The sequence below is a fragment of the Streptomyces sp. CHD11 genome (assembly GCF_018638295.1).
GTDB lineage: Bacteria > Actinomycetota > Actinomycetes > Streptomycetales > Streptomycetaceae > Streptomyces.
The window spans coordinates 85,958-100,667 of sequence record NZ_JABTTS010000027.1 but is presented as its reverse complement, the minus strand read 5'-3'; the positions used below and the strand labels follow the sequence as shown (position 1 = coordinate 100,667).

At 73.3% G+C, this 14,710-nt stretch carries 14 protein-coding genes; 10 read left to right on the top strand and 4 right to left on the bottom strand.

Features of this window, described 5'->3' with window-relative positions:
- The 7 genes from HTV45_RS24435 to mug all read left to right on the top strand — a co-directional run bounded on the left by HTV45_RS24435 (nucleotide 1) and on the right by mug (nucleotide 8,505).
- Entirely contained in the window at nucleotides 1-2,568 is a 2,568-nt protein-coding gene (locus HTV45_RS24435; RefSeq protein WP_215208013.1) for an ABC transporter permease, read from the top strand.
- Nucleotides 2,569-2,642: 74 nt separating this feature from the next.
- Nucleotides 2,643-3,068 carry a GNAT family N-acetyltransferase gene (locus HTV45_RS24430; RefSeq protein WP_215208012.1) on the top strand — a complete coding sequence of 142 codons (426 nt, stop codon included), beginning with the start codon at nucleotides 2,643-2,645 and terminating at the stop codon, nucleotides 3,066-3,068.
- A gap of 159 nt (nucleotides 3,069-3,227) precedes the next feature.
- Nucleotides 3,228-4,595 (top strand): hemolysin family protein, encoded by a 1,368-nt coding sequence (locus tag HTV45_RS24425; RefSeq protein WP_215208011.1) that lies wholly within the window; start codon nucleotides 3,228-3,230, stop codon nucleotides 4,593-4,595.
- On the top strand, nucleotides 4,592-5,605 hold the full coding sequence (locus HTV45_RS24420; RefSeq protein ID WP_215208010.1) for a hemolysin family protein: 1,014 nt from the start codon (nucleotides 4,592-4,594) through the stop codon (nucleotides 5,603-5,605). The genes HTV45_RS24425 and HTV45_RS24420 overlap by 4 nt, the downstream gene beginning before the upstream one ends.
- A 57-nt stretch (nucleotides 5,606-5,662) precedes the next feature.
- Nucleotides 5,663-6,439 (top strand): SGNH/GDSL hydrolase family protein, encoded by a 777-nt coding sequence (locus HTV45_RS24415; protein ID WP_215208009.1) that lies wholly within the window; start codon nucleotides 5,663-5,665, stop codon nucleotides 6,437-6,439.
- Between the two features lie 78 nt (nucleotides 6,440-6,517).
- Nucleotides 6,518-7,960 (top strand): adenylosuccinate lyase, encoded by a 1,443-nt coding sequence (purB, locus tag HTV45_RS24410; protein ID WP_215208008.1) that lies wholly within the window; start codon nucleotides 6,518-6,520, stop codon nucleotides 7,958-7,960.
- Nucleotides 7,957-8,505, top strand: coding sequence for a G/U mismatch-specific DNA glycosylase (gene mug / locus HTV45_RS24405; RefSeq protein ID WP_215208110.1), 549 nt, complete (start codon nucleotides 7,957-7,959; stop codon nucleotides 8,503-8,505). Before purB ends, mug begins: the two co-directional genes overlap by 4 nt.
- Nucleotides 8,506-8,515: 10 nt before the next feature.
- Here mug and HTV45_RS24400 read toward each other — a convergent pair whose 3' ends face one another.
- Genes HTV45_RS24400 through HTV45_RS24390 form a run of 3 tightly spaced genes read right to left on the bottom strand, consistent with a single transcriptional unit; the run spans nucleotide 8,516 to nucleotide 10,660 of the window.
- Complete coding sequence (locus HTV45_RS24400; RefSeq protein WP_215208007.1) at nucleotides 8,516-8,956, bottom strand: hypothetical protein; 441 nt, start codon at nucleotides 8,954-8,956, stop codon at nucleotides 8,516-8,518.
- A 55-nt stretch (nucleotides 8,957-9,011) separates the two neighbouring features.
- Nucleotides 9,012-9,737, bottom strand: a complete 726-nt coding sequence (locus HTV45_RS24395; protein ID WP_215208006.1) for an ABC transporter permease — start codon at nucleotides 9,735-9,737, stop codon at nucleotides 9,012-9,014.
- 2 nt (nucleotides 9,738-9,739) lie between these two features.
- Complete coding sequence (locus HTV45_RS24390) at nucleotides 9,740-10,660, bottom strand: ABC transporter ATP-binding protein (protein ID WP_215208005.1); 921 nt, start codon at nucleotides 10,658-10,660, stop codon at nucleotides 9,740-9,742.
- Nucleotides 10,661-10,768: 108 nt separating this feature from the next.
- Here HTV45_RS24390 and HTV45_RS24385 point away from each other — a divergent pair, with 108 nt between their 5' ends.
- The 3 genes from HTV45_RS24385 (at nucleotide 10,769) to HTV45_RS24375 (ending at nucleotide 13,860) form a co-directional block, all read left to right on the top strand.
- The gene (locus tag HTV45_RS24385) at nucleotides 10,769-11,923 is read left to right on the top strand and encodes a histidine kinase (protein ID WP_215208004.1); all 1,155 of its coding nucleotides are present in this window, start codon (nucleotides 10,769-10,771) and stop codon (nucleotides 11,921-11,923) included.
- A gap of 14 nt (nucleotides 11,924-11,937) precedes the next feature.
- Nucleotides 11,938-12,597 carry a response regulator transcription factor gene (locus tag HTV45_RS24380; RefSeq protein ID WP_215208003.1) on the top strand — a complete coding sequence of 220 codons (660 nt, stop codon included), beginning with the start codon at nucleotides 11,938-11,940 and terminating at the stop codon, nucleotides 12,595-12,597.
- Nucleotides 12,598-12,702: 105 nt separating this feature from the next.
- Nucleotides 12,703-13,860: an ROK family transcriptional regulator gene (locus HTV45_RS24375; protein ID WP_215208002.1), complete on the top strand. Its 1,158-nt coding sequence runs from the start codon at nucleotides 12,703-12,705 to the stop codon at nucleotides 13,858-13,860.
- Nucleotides 13,861-13,944: 84 nt separating this feature from the next.
- On the opposite strand, the gene HTV45_RS24370 is transcribed toward HTV45_RS24375, so the two are convergent.
- Nucleotides 13,945-14,706, bottom strand: a complete 762-nt coding sequence (locus HTV45_RS24370) for a GntR family transcriptional regulator (protein WP_215208001.1) — start codon at nucleotides 14,704-14,706, stop codon at nucleotides 13,945-13,947.
- Nucleotides 14,707-14,710: the final 4 nt, after the last annotated feature.

Below are 14,710 nucleotides of genomic sequence, written 5' to 3'. Positions count from 1 at the left end.
GTGCTGAAGGCGACGCTGAGGAGCTTCCTCGCGCACAAGGGGCGGCTGATGCTGTCCGCCCTGGCCGTCGTGCTCTCCGTGGCGTTCGTCGCGGGCAGCCTGATCTTCTCCGACACGGTCTCCCGTACCTTCGACCGGCTGTTCGCCTCCTCGTCCGCCGATGTGACCGTGACGCCCCCGGACGACCTGGAGTCGTCGGTGCCCACCGGAGCGGTGCGGACCCTCCCGGCCGACCTCGCCGGGCAGCTCTCCCGGCTCGACGGTGTCGAGTCGGCCCGCTCCGATGTCGAGGTCCAGAACCTCACGATCGTCGACAGCGACAACGAGTCGGTCGGACCGACCACGGGCGCACCGACCATCGCTGTGGACTGGTACGTCAGCGACCGCAGTGTGGTGGAGCTGACCTCCGGCCGGGCCCCGCGCGGAGACGGCGAGGCGGCACTGGACGCGGACACCGCCGAGGCCAAGGACGTGGAGATCGGCGACACCCTGTCCGTACAGGCACAGCCCGGCACCTTCCGGGTCGAGATCGTCGGCATCGCCACGTTCACCACCACCAATCCGGGCGCCGCCCTGGTCTTCCTCGACCCCGAGGTCGCCGCCGCCCGGCTGCTGGGCGACGCGGACCGGGCGACCAGCGTCTCGCTGACCGCCGCACCCGGCGTGTCGGACGAAGAGCTCGAGCAGCGGGTCACCGCGGAGCTCGGCGCCGGCGCCTACGAGGTGCGGACGGCCGCCGAGACGGCCGAGACGGCGGCCGAGGAGCTCGGCGGGTTCATCGACGTGATCAAGTACGTGATGCTCGGCTTCGCCGGGATCGCGGTGCTCGTCGGGATCTTCCTGATCGTCAACACCTTCTCGATGCTGATCGCCCAGCGGACCCGCGAACTGGGTCTCCTGCGCGCGCTCGGCGCGGACCGGCGGCAGGTGCGCCGGTCGGTGCTCACCGAGGCGGTGCTGCTCGGCCTGGTCGGCTCGACGCTGGGCCTGGCTGCCGGCATCGGCCTCGCCTTCGGTCTGATCCGGCTCATGAGCGCCTTCGGCATGAATCTGAAGACCGCGGAGATGGCCGTCGGCTGGGCCACGCCCGTCACGTCGTACGCCGTGGGGGTGGGCGTCACCTTCGTGGCGGCGTATCTTCCGGCACGCCGTGCGGCGGGGGTGTCGCCGATGGCCGCGCTGGCCGACGCGGACGGCGGTGGGGCGGGGAGGCCGCTGCGCACCCGTGCGGTGGCGGGGTCCGTGGTGGGTGTGCTGGGCGCGGCCGCGCTGACGGGCTGCGCACTGGCCTCCGACACCTCCTCCGCGGCCGCGCTGCTGGGGCTCGGAGTGGTCCTCACCCTGATCGCGACCGTCATCGCCGGGCCGCTGCTGGTGCGGCCGGTGATCCGGGTGCTGGGCGGGGTCTTCCCCGCGCTGTTCGGTCCGGTCGGCCGGATGAGCCAGCGCAACGCCCTGCGCAACCCGCGCCGCACCGGCGCCACGGCGGCCGCGCTGATGGTGGGACTCGCCCTGGTCAGCGGGATGTCCGTGGCCAGCGCCTCGATGTCCCGGTCCTTCGACGAGCAGATCGACAGGACGCTGGGCGCCGACTTCGTGATCCAGAACGCCAACTTCCTGCCGTTCCCCGGGGAAGTCACCGAACGGGTGCGGGACACGGAGGGCGTGGGGCTGGTCGTCCGGCAGCGGTTCACACCGGTGGCGGTGCGGCTGCCGGACGGGGAGCGGATCGAGACCACCGCGGCCGGGTACGACGACCGGGTCGACGACGTCGCACGCGTGACCTACACGAGCGGCGACACCGCGGCGGCGCTGGCGGACGGCGCCGTCTCCATGGACGCCGGCTTCGCGGAGAAGCATGACGTCCGCGTGGGCACCGCGGTCCCGGTCGAGTTCCCCGGGGGCAGCAGCACCGAGCTGACGGTGGCCGCCCTGACCGATGCCGACGGCAGCGAGGGCTTCGGGATGGAGGGCGCGGTGGTCTTCGGCATCGCGACGGTCGAGGAACACGTGCCGGACGGGCAGGACTCCGCGCTGTACGTCAACGCGGCCGACGGGACGAACGTGGACGACCTGCGCGAGCGGCTGGACGCGGCGCTCGACCCGTATCCGCAGGTGCAGGCCCGTGACCAGGCCGACTACAAGGAGCTGGTGCACGAACAGATCGCCGTCCTGCTGTATCTCGTCTACGCCCTGCTGGGGCTGGCGATCGTCATCGCGGTGCTGGGCGTGGTGAACACCCTGGCGCTTTCGGTGGTGGAGCGCACCCGCGAGATCGGTCTGCTGCGGGCGATCGGCCTGTCGAGACGGCAGCTGCGGCGGATGATCCGGCTGGAGTCGGTGATGATCGCGGTGTTCGGCGCGGTCCTGGGGCTCGCGCTGGGACTGGTGTGGGGTCTGTGCATCCAGCAGGTGCTGGCCCTGCAGGGCATGACCGCGCTCGCGATCCCGTGGGGCACCGTCGTCACCGTGGTGATCGGGGCGGCCGTGGTGGGCATCGCGGCGGCTCTGCTGCCTGCGCTGCGGGCGTCGCGGATGAACGTGCTGGAGGCCATCGCCCACGAGTGAGCCGCGTCGCGGCCGGCCGGTCCGGATGGTGGAATTCCGGGCCGGCCGCGGTGTCGGGTGTCGAGAATCGGCGCATGACCGAGCTGCGGATACGGGTCGCCGGGCCCGCGGACCTGGACGATGTGCCGGCCTTCTGGAAGGTGGCCGCCGAGGGTACGAGCATCAGTGACGACCGGGCCGGGGTGGAGCGCCTGGTCGCCCGTGATCCCGGGGCGCTGATCCTCGCCGAGGGCGACGGTGCGCTCGCCGGCACGGTGATCGCGGGCTTCGACGGCCGGCGGTGCCATCTGTACCGGCTGGCCGTGCACCCGGACCGCCGGCGTCAGGGGATCGCCTCCGCGCTGCTGGCCGCCGCGGAGGAGAGGTTCCTGCGGCTCGGCGGGCGCCGTGCTGACGCGATGGTGCTGGGGCGCAACGAGAGCGCGCATCATGCGTGGCGCGCCGCGGGGTATGCGCCGGAGGAACAGTGGCGGCGCTGGGTGAAGCCCTTCGACGGCTGATCCGCGGCCCGCCGGCCATCCTTTGCCGCTCTTTTGCGCTCGGATGGCCACTCGGTCCTTCATGAAAGGTTGTGTGCGTCCGCCGATGGACGAGCCTCCCGGTCCGCGACACCGCGCATCCGTTCCCGTCCTGTCCGACCATGGGACAGAGGTGACCCGATGACCGAATCGCTCCTCCTGCTGGCGGCGATCCTGCTCTCACTCGCCTGCGGCGTGTTCGTCGCGGCCGAGTTCTCCCTCACCACGGTCGAGCGGGGGGAGCTGGAACGCGCCGTGGAACGCGGCGAGCGGGGCGCGGCGGGCGCGCTCAAGGCCGTACGGAGTCTGACCTTCCAGCTCTCCGGGGCGCAGCTCGGCATCACGGTCACCAACCTGGTGGTCGGCATGCTGGCCGAGCCGTCGATCGCGGCTCTGATCGCGGGCCCGCTGGAGAACATCGGCGTCTCCGGTTCGGTGGCGCGCTCCCTGGCGCTGGTGATCGGCACGGCGCTGTCGACCGTCTTCCTGATGGTGGTCGGCGAGCTGGTGCCGAAGAACTGGGCGATCTCCTCACCGCTGGCCGTGGCCAAGCGGGCGGGCAACGTGCAGCGCTGGTTCAGCGCCGCGTTCCGCCCGTTCATCACCCATCTGAACAACACGGCCAACCGCATCGTGCGCCGCATCGGCATGGAACCGGCCGAGGAGCTGGCGTTCGCCCGCGGGCCCCAGGAGCTGGCGGCGCTGGCGCGGCACTCCGCCAGGGAGGGCGCCCTGGAGCCGGACACCGCCGAGCTGTTCGTGCGCACACTGAACCTGGCGGACCTCACCGCGGAGAACGTGATGACCCCGCGTGTCCAGGTGATCGCCCTGGAGGTGCAGGCGACCTGCGAGGACGTGGCGACCGTGACCCGGGCGACCGGGCTGTCCCGGTTCCCGGTCTACCGCGAGACGCTCGACGCCGTCGTCGGCACCGCGCACGTCAAGGACGTACTGGCGCTGCCGGCGGAGCGACGGGCCCGGACCCCTGTGTCGGAGCTGATGCGCGAGCCGCTCCTGGTCCCCGGATCGCTCACCGTCGACCGCCTTCTCGACCGGCTCTCCGGGCGGCGCACCATGGCCGTGGTGATAGACGAGTACGGCGGCACGGCGGGGGTGGCCACGCTGGAGGACATCGTCGAGGAGGTCGTCGGCGAGGTCCGCGACGAACACGACCCGCACGAGACCCCCGACCTGGACCGGGCCGGCACCGACGAGGACGGGCGGACGCTGTTCTCGGCCGACGGTGCCGCGCGCGTGGACCAGCTCGCCCGGGTCGGCCTGGGCGCGCCGGAAGGGCCCTACGAGACCCTCGCCGGGCTGATCGCCGCCGAACTGGGCCGGATCCCGGACGTCGGCGACACCGTGGAGGTCGCGGGCTGGCGGCTGGACGTGGTGGACGCCTCGGGCCGCCGCGCGGCACGCGTCCTCATGCACGCGCCGCCCGGCGAACGGACCGCCGCGGAACGACGCACGAACTCGGCCACGGACGACAAGGGAGCGCGGCGATGACCGTCGTACAGCTGTTGACCGGTCTGGCGATGCTGGTCGTCAACGCCTTCTTCGTCGGCGCCGAGTTCGCTCTGATCTCGGTCCGCCGCAGTCAGATCGAGCCGTACGCCGACCGGGGCGAACGCCGTGCCAGGAGCGTGCTCTGGGGTCTTGAGCACGTGTCCGCGCTGATGGCGACCGCGCAGCTCGGCATCACGCTGAGCACGCTGGTCCTCGGCATCGTCGCCGAGCCGGCGATCGCGCATCTGCTGGAACCGGTCTTCCACGCGGTGGGTGTCCCCGCCGGCGCGGGGCACGCCGTGTCCTTCGTGATCGCGCTGGCGCTCGCGACCTATCTGCACATGCTGCTCGGAGAGATGGTGCCGAAGAACGTCGCGCTCGCCGAGCCGGTGCGCAGCGCGCTGGCCCTGGGGCCGCCCCTGGTGGCGCTGACCCGTGCGCTGCGCCCGGTGATCTTCACGATCAACGCCTTCGCCAACACGCTGCTGAAGCTGTTGCGGGTCGAGGCGCGCAACGAGGTCGTCGCGACCTTCTCGGACGCCGAACTGGCCCAGATCGTGAAGGACTCCGGCGAGGCCGGGCTCATCGACGACCGCGCGCGGGAGCGGCTGAACGACGCGCTGGAGCTGGGCCGGCGGCCGGTGCGGGACGTGGCGATGCCGCTGGAGCACGTGGTCTACGCGCGCGAGGGTGTCACACCGGAGGGTCTGGAGCAGTTGTCGGCGGAGTCCGGTTTCTCCCGATTCCCGGTGGTGGACGAGCAGCGGCGGATCGCCGGCTATCTGCATGTGAAGGACGCCCTGGACGCCTCCCCGCGCGATGCGCCGTTCCGGCCGGCGGACATGCGGTCCATCGCGCGGGTCCGGGAGAACACCCCGATGGACGACGTCCTCACCGCCATGCGCGGCAGCCGCACACATCTGGCGGCCGTCCTCGGGGCCGACGGGCGGCTGGCGGGGCTGGTGACGATGGAGGACGTCCTGCAGGAGCTGTTCGGGCAGCGGGCCTGAGAACCGGCCGCCCGACCGACCGCCGGGTATGTGCCACGGGATACCATCTCTGTCGCCATGCAGACGAATCCCACTCACAGCAGCCTCGTCGCCCTGGGCGACTCCTTCACCGAGGGCATGTCCGACCGGCTCCCCGACGGCACCTACCGCGGCTGGGCCGATCTCCTCGCCGCCCGGATGGCGGCCGCCGCCCCCGGATTCCAGTACGCCAACCTCGCGGTGCGCGGCAAGCTGATCCGGCAGATCGTCGACGAGCAGGTCGGGGTCGCCGCGGCGATGCGGGCCGACGTCGTCACGCTGGTCGGCGGACTCAACGACACCCTGCGGCCCAAGTGCGACATGGCGCAGGTGCGGGATCTGCTGACCGAGGCGGTGGAGCGGCTGGCCCCGCACTGCGGGCAACTGGTGCTGATGCACAGCCCCGGCCGCCAGGGACCGGTCCTGGAGCGGTTCCGGCCCCGCATGGAGGCGCTGTTCGCCTGTATCGACGAGCTGGCCGAGCGCCACGGCGCACTGGTCGTCGACCTCTACGGGGCACCCGCGCTCGGCGATCCCCGGCTGTGGGACGTGGACCGGCTGCACCTGACCTCGGAGGGGCACCGCAGGGTCGCGGAGGCGGTGTGGCAGACGCTCGGCCACACGCCGGAGGACCCCGAGTGGCACCTCCCCCCGGAGGCGGCCCTCCCGCCGCGCTGGGTGGCGCGCCGGGCCGCGGACGCCCGCTTCGCCCGTCAGCATCTGCTGCCGTGGATCGGCCGCCGCCTCACCGGGCGCTCCTCGGGCGACGGCCTGCCGCCCAAGCGGCCCGAACTGCTGCCGTACGAGACCCGGTAGCCGGGCCGGGCTCTTGTAGCTTCCGCCGAACCACCCGGTGGCTCCGGCCTGCACGAATCGCCAGTAGAATCCGTCCACGTGACTCCTGCGCCCGCCAAGCCCCGTATCCCGAACGTCCTCGCCGGACGCTACGCCTCCGCCGAGCTCGCCACGCTCTGGTCGCCCGAGCAGAAGGTGAAGCTGGAGCGCCGGCTCTGGCTCGCCGTGCTGCGGGCCCAGAAGGACCTCGGGATCGAGGTGCCCGACACGGCGCTCGCCGACTACGAGCGCGTCCTCGACCAGGTCGACCTGGCCTCGATCGCCGAGCGCGAGAAGGTCACCCGCCACGACGTGAAGGCACGGATCGAGGAGTTCAACGACCTCGCCGGGCACGAGCACGTGCACAAGGGGATGACCTCCCGCGACCTCACCGAGAACGTCGAGCAGCTGCAGATCCGGCTCTCCCTGGAGCTGGTCCGCGACCGCGCGGTGGCGGTGCTGGCGCGTCTGGGCAGGCTGGCCGGCGAGTACGGCGAACTGGTCATGGCCGGCCGTTCGCACAACGTGGCCGCACAGGCGACCACGCTCGGCAAGCGGTTCGCGACCGCCGCCGACGAGCTGCTGGTCGCGTACGGCCGGGTGGAGGAGCTGCTGGGCCGCTACCCGCTGCGCGGCATCAAGGGTCCGGTCGGCACGGCTCAGGACATGCTGGACCTGCTCGGCGGGGACGCGGAGCGGCTCGCCGAGCTCGAGCGGCGGATCGCCGCTCATCTGGGCTTCTCGCGGGCTTTCACCAGCGTCGGCCAGGTCTACCCGCGCTCGCTGGACTACGAGGTCGTCACCGCGCTGGTGCAGCTGGCCGCCGCGCCGTCGTCGCTGGCGAAGACCATCCGGCTGATGGCCGGACACGAGCTGGTCACCGAGGGCTTCAAGCCGGGCCAGGTCGGTTCCTCCGCGATGCCGCACAAGATGAACACCCGCTCCTGCGAGCGCGTCAACGGCCTGATGGTGATCCTGCGCGGCTACGCCTCGATGACGGGCGAGCTGGCGGGCGACCAGTGGAACGAGGGCGACGTGTCCTGCTCGGTGGTGCGCCGGGTGGCGCTGCCGGACGCGTTCTTCGCCCTCGACGGCCTGCTGGAGACGTTCCTGACGGTGCTCGACGAGTTCGGCGCCTTCCCCGCGGTCGTCGCCCGCGAGCTGGACCGCTACCTGCCGTTCCTCGCCACCACCAAGGTGCTGATGGGCGCGGTGCGCGCGGGCGTCGGCCGGGAGCTGGCGCATGCGGCGATCAAGGAGAACGCCGTGGCCACGGCCCTCGCCATGCGGGAACAGGGTGCCGAGCGCAACGACCTCCTCGACAAGCTCGCCGCCGACGAGCGGCTGCCGCTCGGCCGGGACGAGCTTCAGGCGCTGATGGCGGACAGGCTGTCCTTCACGGGCGCCGCGAGCGGGCAGGTCACCGCCGTCGTCGGCCGGATCGACGAGATCGTGAAGCGGCACCCGGAGGCCGCCGGATACGCCCCCGGGGCGATCCTCTGACGCGCTTCACCCGGGAGGAGCTCCAGGCCGCCCGCGACCGTCTGGTACCCGACGTGGTCGCGGACGGTCTGCGCGTGCTGTTCTGCGGCATCAACCCCGGTCTCATGACGGCCGCGACCGGCCACCACTTCGCCCGCCCCGGCAACCGCTTCTGGCCGGCCCTGCACCGCTCCGGCTTCACCGCCGTACCGCTGCACCCGTCGGAGCAGCGGGAGCTGCTGTCGTACGGGCTGGGCATCACCAATGTGGTGGCGCGGGCGACCGCGCGCGCCGACGAGCTGAGCGCCGAGGAGTACCGGGAGGGCGGGCGGCTGCTCGCCGCGAAGGTGGCCCGGCTCCGGCCGCGGTGGCTGGCCGTGCTGGGGGTCACCGCGTACCGCGCGGCGTTCGACGACCGGAAGGCCCAGGTGGGACCGCAGGCGCGGACCATCGGCGGGACACGTGTGTGGGTACTGCCGAATCCGAGCGGGCTGAACGCGCACTGGACGCCGGCCGCGCTGGCGGAGGAGTTCGGCCGGCTGCGGGAGGCCGCGGCGCGGGAGTGACGGCCCTCGCTCAGGGCGGCGCGGTCTCCGTGACCACCGCCAGCAGCCGGACCTGGTCGGCCGGGTCCCGGTCGGCCACCGCAACCACGGCCCAGCGGCCGGTGCCCGGGACCTCCCAGACCCACGCCACCGCCGCGCGGGCGCAGAGCCCGGCCCAGGGCTCGGGTATCTTCTCCTCCCCGGTGCGCAGCAGGACCGTCTGCAGGTTGAAGGGGATGACGTCGCCCCAGCGGGAGGCGAGCACCTCGTAGACGGCGTCGCGCTCCTTCTCGAACTGGTCCACGGTGGCCGCCCGGTCGGCCGGGTCGCCGTCGCCCGGCCCGGGGCCGCTCTCCAGGATCGCCACATGGTGACCGGGAGCCCCGGAGCCGACGTCCGACGGGCCGTGTTCCGCCGGGAAGGGGCGGAAGCACAGCTCGTCGATGAGGGCGATGTGCCGGGCGATGTCCATGGGTCCAGTAAACCCGCCGCCACTGACACTTGGCGGTGTGTCAGCCCACCGCGGGTCAGGCGTCCCTGCGGCGCAGGCTCCACGCTCCTGCCAGCAGGGCGGCGGCCGCCCACAGCGCGGTCACGGCAAGTCCCGACCAGGGGCCGAGTGTTCCGTCGGGGGTCTGCCGCAGAACGACCTGTCCGGCCCGGTCGGGCAGGAGGTCGGTGGCGGTGCCCGCCGCGCCGCCGATCACGAAGGACACCACCAGGACGAACGGGATCAGCACCGACAGCGTGGCCACTCCGCTGCGCAGCAGGGCGGCGAGACCGGCCGCGAGAAGAGCCATGAGGGTCAGGTAGACGCCGCAGCCGGCCACCCCGCGGATCTGCTCCGCGGTGGTGAGGTCGTCCGCCGCGTCACCGAGCCCCGCCCGCCCCGCGAAAAGGGCCGCCACGGCGCTCAGCAGCCCGACGAGCAGGGTGGTCACGGCGATCGCCGTGACCTTCGCGGCGAACCAGTGCCCACGCCGCGGGACCGCGCCCAGCGAGAGCCGCAGCGCTCCGTCCTGGTACTCCGCCGATACCGCCGTGGCGCCGAAGGAGATGGCGGCGATCTGTCCCAGTACGGCACCGGACAGGACCGTGAACAGGGGATCGGCGTCCGGTTCGGCGGAGTTGTCCACTCCGGCGACCGCGGAGAACGCCGTGGTCACCGCGAACAGGACGAGCAGCGTGCCGGGGAGCGAGCGGACGGTGCGGATCTTCAGCCATTCGGCGCGGAGCACGGGTGCGAACGGCATGGTCAGGCCTCCTGGTGCCGTGCGGTGAACTCGGTCTCGGCAGCGGTCAGATCCAGATAGGCCTGTTCCAGCGTGCCCTCCTCCGCGAGGAGTTCGAGGATCGGCACGCCCGCGGCGGAGACGAGGCGCCCGATGTCGTCCACCCGCGCGTCCGGCACGGTCCAGTGCCCGTCCGGATGCTCCGCGGCCTCGTGGCCGTGTCGCGTGAGGGCGCTCAGGAGGGCGGCGGGATCGGACGTACGGATCCGGACGGCGGGGCGTACCCGCGCGCCGATGAACTCCCGCACGGGTGTGTCGGCCAACAGCCGGCCCCGCCCGAGGACGACGAGGTGGTCGGCGAACGAGGCGGTCTCGTTCATCAGATGGCTGGAGACCAGGACGGTGCGCCCCTCGTCCGCCAGCCGGCGCAGCATCGCGCGGATCCAGACGATGCCTTCCGGGTCGAGGCCGTTGGAGGGCTCGTCGAGCATGATCACCTCCGGGTCGCCGAGCAGTGCGGCGGCGATGCCAAGGCGCTGGCGCATGCCCAGGGAGTACGTCCGCACCCGGTGGCGGGCGGCCGGTCCCAGGCCGGTCTCCTCCAGCACCTCGTCGACCCGGTGGTCCGGGATCCGGTGGCTCGCCGCGAGGACGCGCAGGTGGTTCCGGCCGGTGCGGGCACCGTGCGCGGCCTGCGCGTCCAGCAGCGCGCCGACATGGCGCAGGGGTTCCCGGATCGCGGCGTAGGCGCGCCCGCCGACGGTCGCCGAGCCCGACGTCGGGTGGTCGAGGCCGAGCACCAGGCGCATGGTGGTCGACTTCCCGGCGCCGTTGGGGCCGAGGAAGCCGGTGACGCGGCCGGGCCGGACGCGGAAGGTGAGGTGGTCGACGGCTCGCCGGGTGCCGTACTCCTTGGTGAGGTCCTGCACGTCGATGCTGGTCATGTGCATCAGCGTGGCCGCCGGACGAGGGCGCCGCGTCCCCCGGGCGGGGAGACCGCCTCCCCCGGGCGGGGGAGGTCAGCGGTCGGCGGGCCCTGACAGGATGCCGCCATGGTCCGCATCCTGCGTCCGCTGCTGCGAGGGACGACGTACACGCGTCTGCTGCATCTCTGGATCCCCGGACTGCCCTTCAGCGTGTGGATGTTCATCGATCCCGGGACGCCCTGGGTGCCCGTGCTCGTGCTGCCGGCGCTGGGACTGGTCCCCGCGGTGCGCAGGGGTGAGGGGGTGCAGGCCGCGCTGCTGCTCACGCCGAGCGAGCGCGAGCCGGGGTTCTCGGAGGAGTTCTCGGCGACATGGCGGGACCGGATGCGTACCGTGCTGTGGCTGGCGGTGCGTACGGTGCTGGCGACGGTGACGGTCTTCGTCACGGTGTGGCTGCCGCTGCTGGGCTACTCCCTGGTCCAGGTGGCCACCGGAACGGTGCCCGGTGGCGTGCCGGTGCTCGAGGACGCGCGGCACCACTGGGCCTACGCGCTGCTCGTCCCGTTCCCGCTGATCGTGCTGGGCGCGGCCCTGGTGGGTCTCGGCGCGCTCGTCACCGCGGTCGCGCGCGGGCTGCTCGGCCCCTCCCCCGCGGAGCGTCTGGCCGCGCTGGAGGCCAGGACCGAACAGCTCCTGGAGCGCACCCGCATCGCACGCGAGCTGCACGACTCCATCGGTCATGCCCTGACCGTCGCCGTCGTGCAGGCCGGTGCCGCGCGGGCGGCCGGCGATCCGGAGTTCACCGACCGGGCGCTGGACGCCGTCGAGGAGACCGGACGGGCGGCGCTGGAGGACCTGGAGCGGGTCCTGGGCATCCTGCGCGAACCCGAGAAGCCCGTCGGCGGCCGGCCGACGCTCGTGGACGCCGGCCGTCTGCTGGAGTCCGCCCGCGCGTCCGGGGCGACGGTCGACGCCGAGGTGACGGGCCCGCTGGAGACGGCTCCCCGGCCGGTGTCCCGCGAGGGTTACCGCATCCTGCAGGAGTCGCTGACGAACGCGCTGCGGCACGCGGGAGCGGTCCCGGTACGGGTGAGGATCCGCGTCGCCGGCAGCACCCTGGTCCTGGAGATCCGCAACCGGCTGACGCAGGACGTGCCGGGCCCCGGGCGCGGGAACGGACTGCGCGGCATACGCGAGCGCGCCGCGCTGCTGGGCGGCCGGGCGTGGACGGGGCCCGACGGGGACGACTGGCGGGTGCGGGTCGAGCTGCCGCTGGGCTGACCTAGGCTGGCCGGATGCCGGTGACCGTACTGCTCGTCGACGACGAACCTCTCGTACGCGCGGGGCTGCGGGCCGTCCTCGAGGCGCAGCCGGACATCGGGGTCGTCGGGGAGGCGGCCGACGGGGTGGCGGTGATCCCGCTGGTTCGGCGGCTGCGGCCGGACGTGGTCGCCATGGACGTGCGCATGCCGCTGATGGACGGCATCGAGGCCACGCGCGCGTTGCTGCGGTCGGTCGGCACGCCGCCGAAAATCCTCGTCGTGACGACATTCGAGAACGACGAGTACGTCTACGGGGCGCTGCGCGCGGGCGCCGACGGGTTTCTGCTGAAACGGGCGCGGCCCGCGGAGATCGTGCACGCGGTGCGGCTGGTCGCCGAGGGCGAGTCGCTGCTGTTCCCCGCCTCGGTGCGCCGGCTCGCCGCCGAGTTCGGCGACCGCGGCAACAGCGCGGCGCGGTCGGTGCTGGAGCGGGCGCGGCTGACCGAGCGCGAGGGCGAGGTGCTGCGGCTGATGGCGCGGGGCCTGACCAACGCGGAGATCGCCGTCCGGCTCGTGGTGGGGACGGAGACGGTGAAGTCCCATGTGAGCTCCGTGCTGGCGAAACTCGCGGCGCGGGACCGGACCCAGGCGGTGATCGCGGCCTACGAGTCGGGCTTCGTGGTGCCGGGGTGAGCGGTGTCCACGGGGCGGGTCCGGGCACCCCCGCCCGGAGGTCGCCGGGGTCCGCCGCGCCGAGTACGATCCGCCCCACACACGCACGAGCTCGGAGGACGGACGGTGGGTCGGCTGACCGGCGGGGACCCCTCGCTGCTGCGGAGGATCAACTCCGCTGTGGTGCTGCACGCGCTGCGGGCCACGGACTGCGCGACGCTGACCGAGGTCACCCGGGTCACCGGACTGTCCCGGCCGACGGTCGAGGGCGTGGTGGAAGGGCTCATCGAGGCGGGGCTCGTCGTGGAGACGGTGGCCGAGGAGGGCATCGCGCGGCGGCAGGGGCGGCCCGCGCGGCGGTTCCGGTTCCGGGCGGAGGCCGGGCATCTGCTCGGCCTGGAGATCGGCGTGCACCGGGTCGCCGCGCTGCTGGCCGATCTGGACGGCCGGGTGATCGGCGCGCAGGCACGGGAGGTCGACGAGACGGTCGACGCGGACGAACGGCTGGAGCGGCTGCTCGCGGCCGTCGAGGAGCTGCTGCGCCGGGCCGGTGTCCCGCGCGGGTCCCTGCGGGCGGTGGGGGTCGGCACCCCCGGGATCGTCGAGGCCGACGGCACGGTACGGCTGGGCACGGCGCTGCCCGGCTGGACGGGGCTGGGCCTCGGCGACCGGCTGAGCCGGTCCTTCAAGTGCCCGGTGCTGGTGGAGAACGACGCCAACGCGGCCGTCGTCGCCGAGCACTGGAAGGGCGCCGCCAAGGACACCGACGACGTGGTGTTCGTGCTGGCCGGGCTGAGTCCGGGCGCCGGATCACTGATCGGCGGACGGCTGCACCGGGGGTACGGCGGGGCGGCCGGGGAGATCGGCGCGCTGCACCTGCTGGGCCGGGAGGCGACGCCTGAGACGCTGCTGTCCACCACGGACGAGCCGCTGCACCCGCTCGACGAGCAGGCCGTCGCCCAGGTCTTCGCCCAGGCCCGCGAGGGTGACGAACGGGCGCGCGCGGCCATGGACCGCTTCATCCACCGGCTGGTCCACGACGTGGCGGCGCTGGTGCTGGCCCTCGACCCCGAACTGGTCGTGATCGGCGGCTGGGCGGCCGGTCTGGACGGTGTGCTGGAGCCGTTGCGCGGCGAACTGGCCCGCTACTGCCTGCGCCCGCCCCGGGTGTCCCTCTCCCTGCTGGGCGAGGCGGCGGTCGCCACGGGCGCGGTACGGCTCGCCCTCGACCATGTGGAGGAGCAGCTGTTCGCCGTGGAGGGCACGGTGACGGCCCGCCGGTAGGCCGGTCCGGTGGCCGTGCCCGCCCGCCGGGGGGCACGGCCACCGTGAGCGCCCGGCGCCGTCGGAGCCTGGCGGACCGTGAGGTCAGGAAGCCTGTCGTTCCGGGCCGTGGTGGATCTGCACGCCGCCGGAGTCGCCGAACGTCAGCCGGCAGGTGTCCGCGCGGTAGGTGGCCACCGAGAGCGCGGCGGTGCGGCCCCGGGCGATGAAGCGCGTGGTGACGACGAGGACCGGTGCGCCGGGCAGCCGGTCGAGTTCCCTGGCGTCGTCCGCGCGGGCGGAGCCCAGCTCCACGGTGTTCTCCTGCCGCTCCAGCTCGAGGTGCTGCAGTTCCCTCAGCACCGCCCGGGCGCGCGCCGCGCCGGACGGCGCGTCGATGCCGGACAGATCGGGCACCGACTCGGCCGGGACGTACAGCAGTTCGGCGGCGACGGGCTGGCCGTGCGAGACACGGGAGCGCCGCACGGTGTGCACGGGCTCGTCGCGTCCGGTCACCAGCGTCTCGGCGACGGTGGCCGGCGGTGTCCCGAGGGCGCAGTCGAGGGTCTGCCAGGCGTCCAGCGGTCCTCCCGGCCAGGCGTGCTGGGCCGTGCCGACGGAGACACCCATACGGGGCGGGGCGACCGTGGTGCCCACGCCGCGGCGGCGCTGCAGCCTGCCCTCCAGTTCGAGCTGCTCCAGGGCCTGGCGGAGCGTGGCGCGGGCGACACCGAAGCGGGCCGCGAGATCGCGCTCGTTGGGCAGGATCTCGCCCACGGTGAACTCCGAGTCCAGCGCTTCGCTGAGCACGGTCCTGAGATGCCAGTACTTCGGTTCCGGCACCGTTTCCAGCTGCGTGGTCCCCACCCTG

Excerpts from the sequence above, each read along its gene's own strand:
- HTV45_RS24415 (WP_215208009.1), top strand. The coding sequence starts at position 5,663 with ATGCAGACGAATCCCACTCACAGCAGCCTCGTCGCCCTGGGCGACTCC.
- HTV45_RS24390 (WP_215208005.1), bottom strand. The coding sequence starts at position 10,660 with ATGACCAGCATCGACGTGCAGGACCTCACCAAGGAGTACGGCACCCGG.
- HTV45_RS24400 (WP_215208007.1), bottom strand. The coding sequence starts at position 8,956 with ATGGACATCGCCCGGCACATCGCCCTCATCGACGAGCTGTGCTTCCGC.
- HTV45_RS24385 (WP_215208004.1), top strand. The coding sequence starts at position 10,769 with ATGGTCCGCATCCTGCGTCCGCTGCTGCGAGGGACGACGTACACGCGT.
- HTV45_RS24425 (WP_215208011.1), top strand. The coding sequence starts at position 3,228 with ATGACCGAATCGCTCCTCCTGCTGGCGGCGATCCTGCTCTCACTCGCC.
- HTV45_RS24430 (WP_215208012.1), top strand. The coding sequence starts at position 2,643 with ATGACCGAGCTGCGGATACGGGTCGCCGGGCCCGCGGACCTGGACGAT.
- HTV45_RS24395 (WP_215208006.1), bottom strand. The coding sequence starts at position 9,737 with ATGCCGTTCGCACCCGTGCTCCGCGCCGAATGGCTGAAGATCCGCACC.
- HTV45_RS24380 (WP_215208003.1), top strand. The coding sequence starts at position 11,938 with ATGCCGGTGACCGTACTGCTCGTCGACGACGAACCTCTCGTACGCGCG.
- HTV45_RS24420 (WP_215208010.1), top strand. The coding sequence starts at position 4,592 with ATGACCGTCGTACAGCTGTTGACCGGTCTGGCGATGCTGGTCGTCAAC.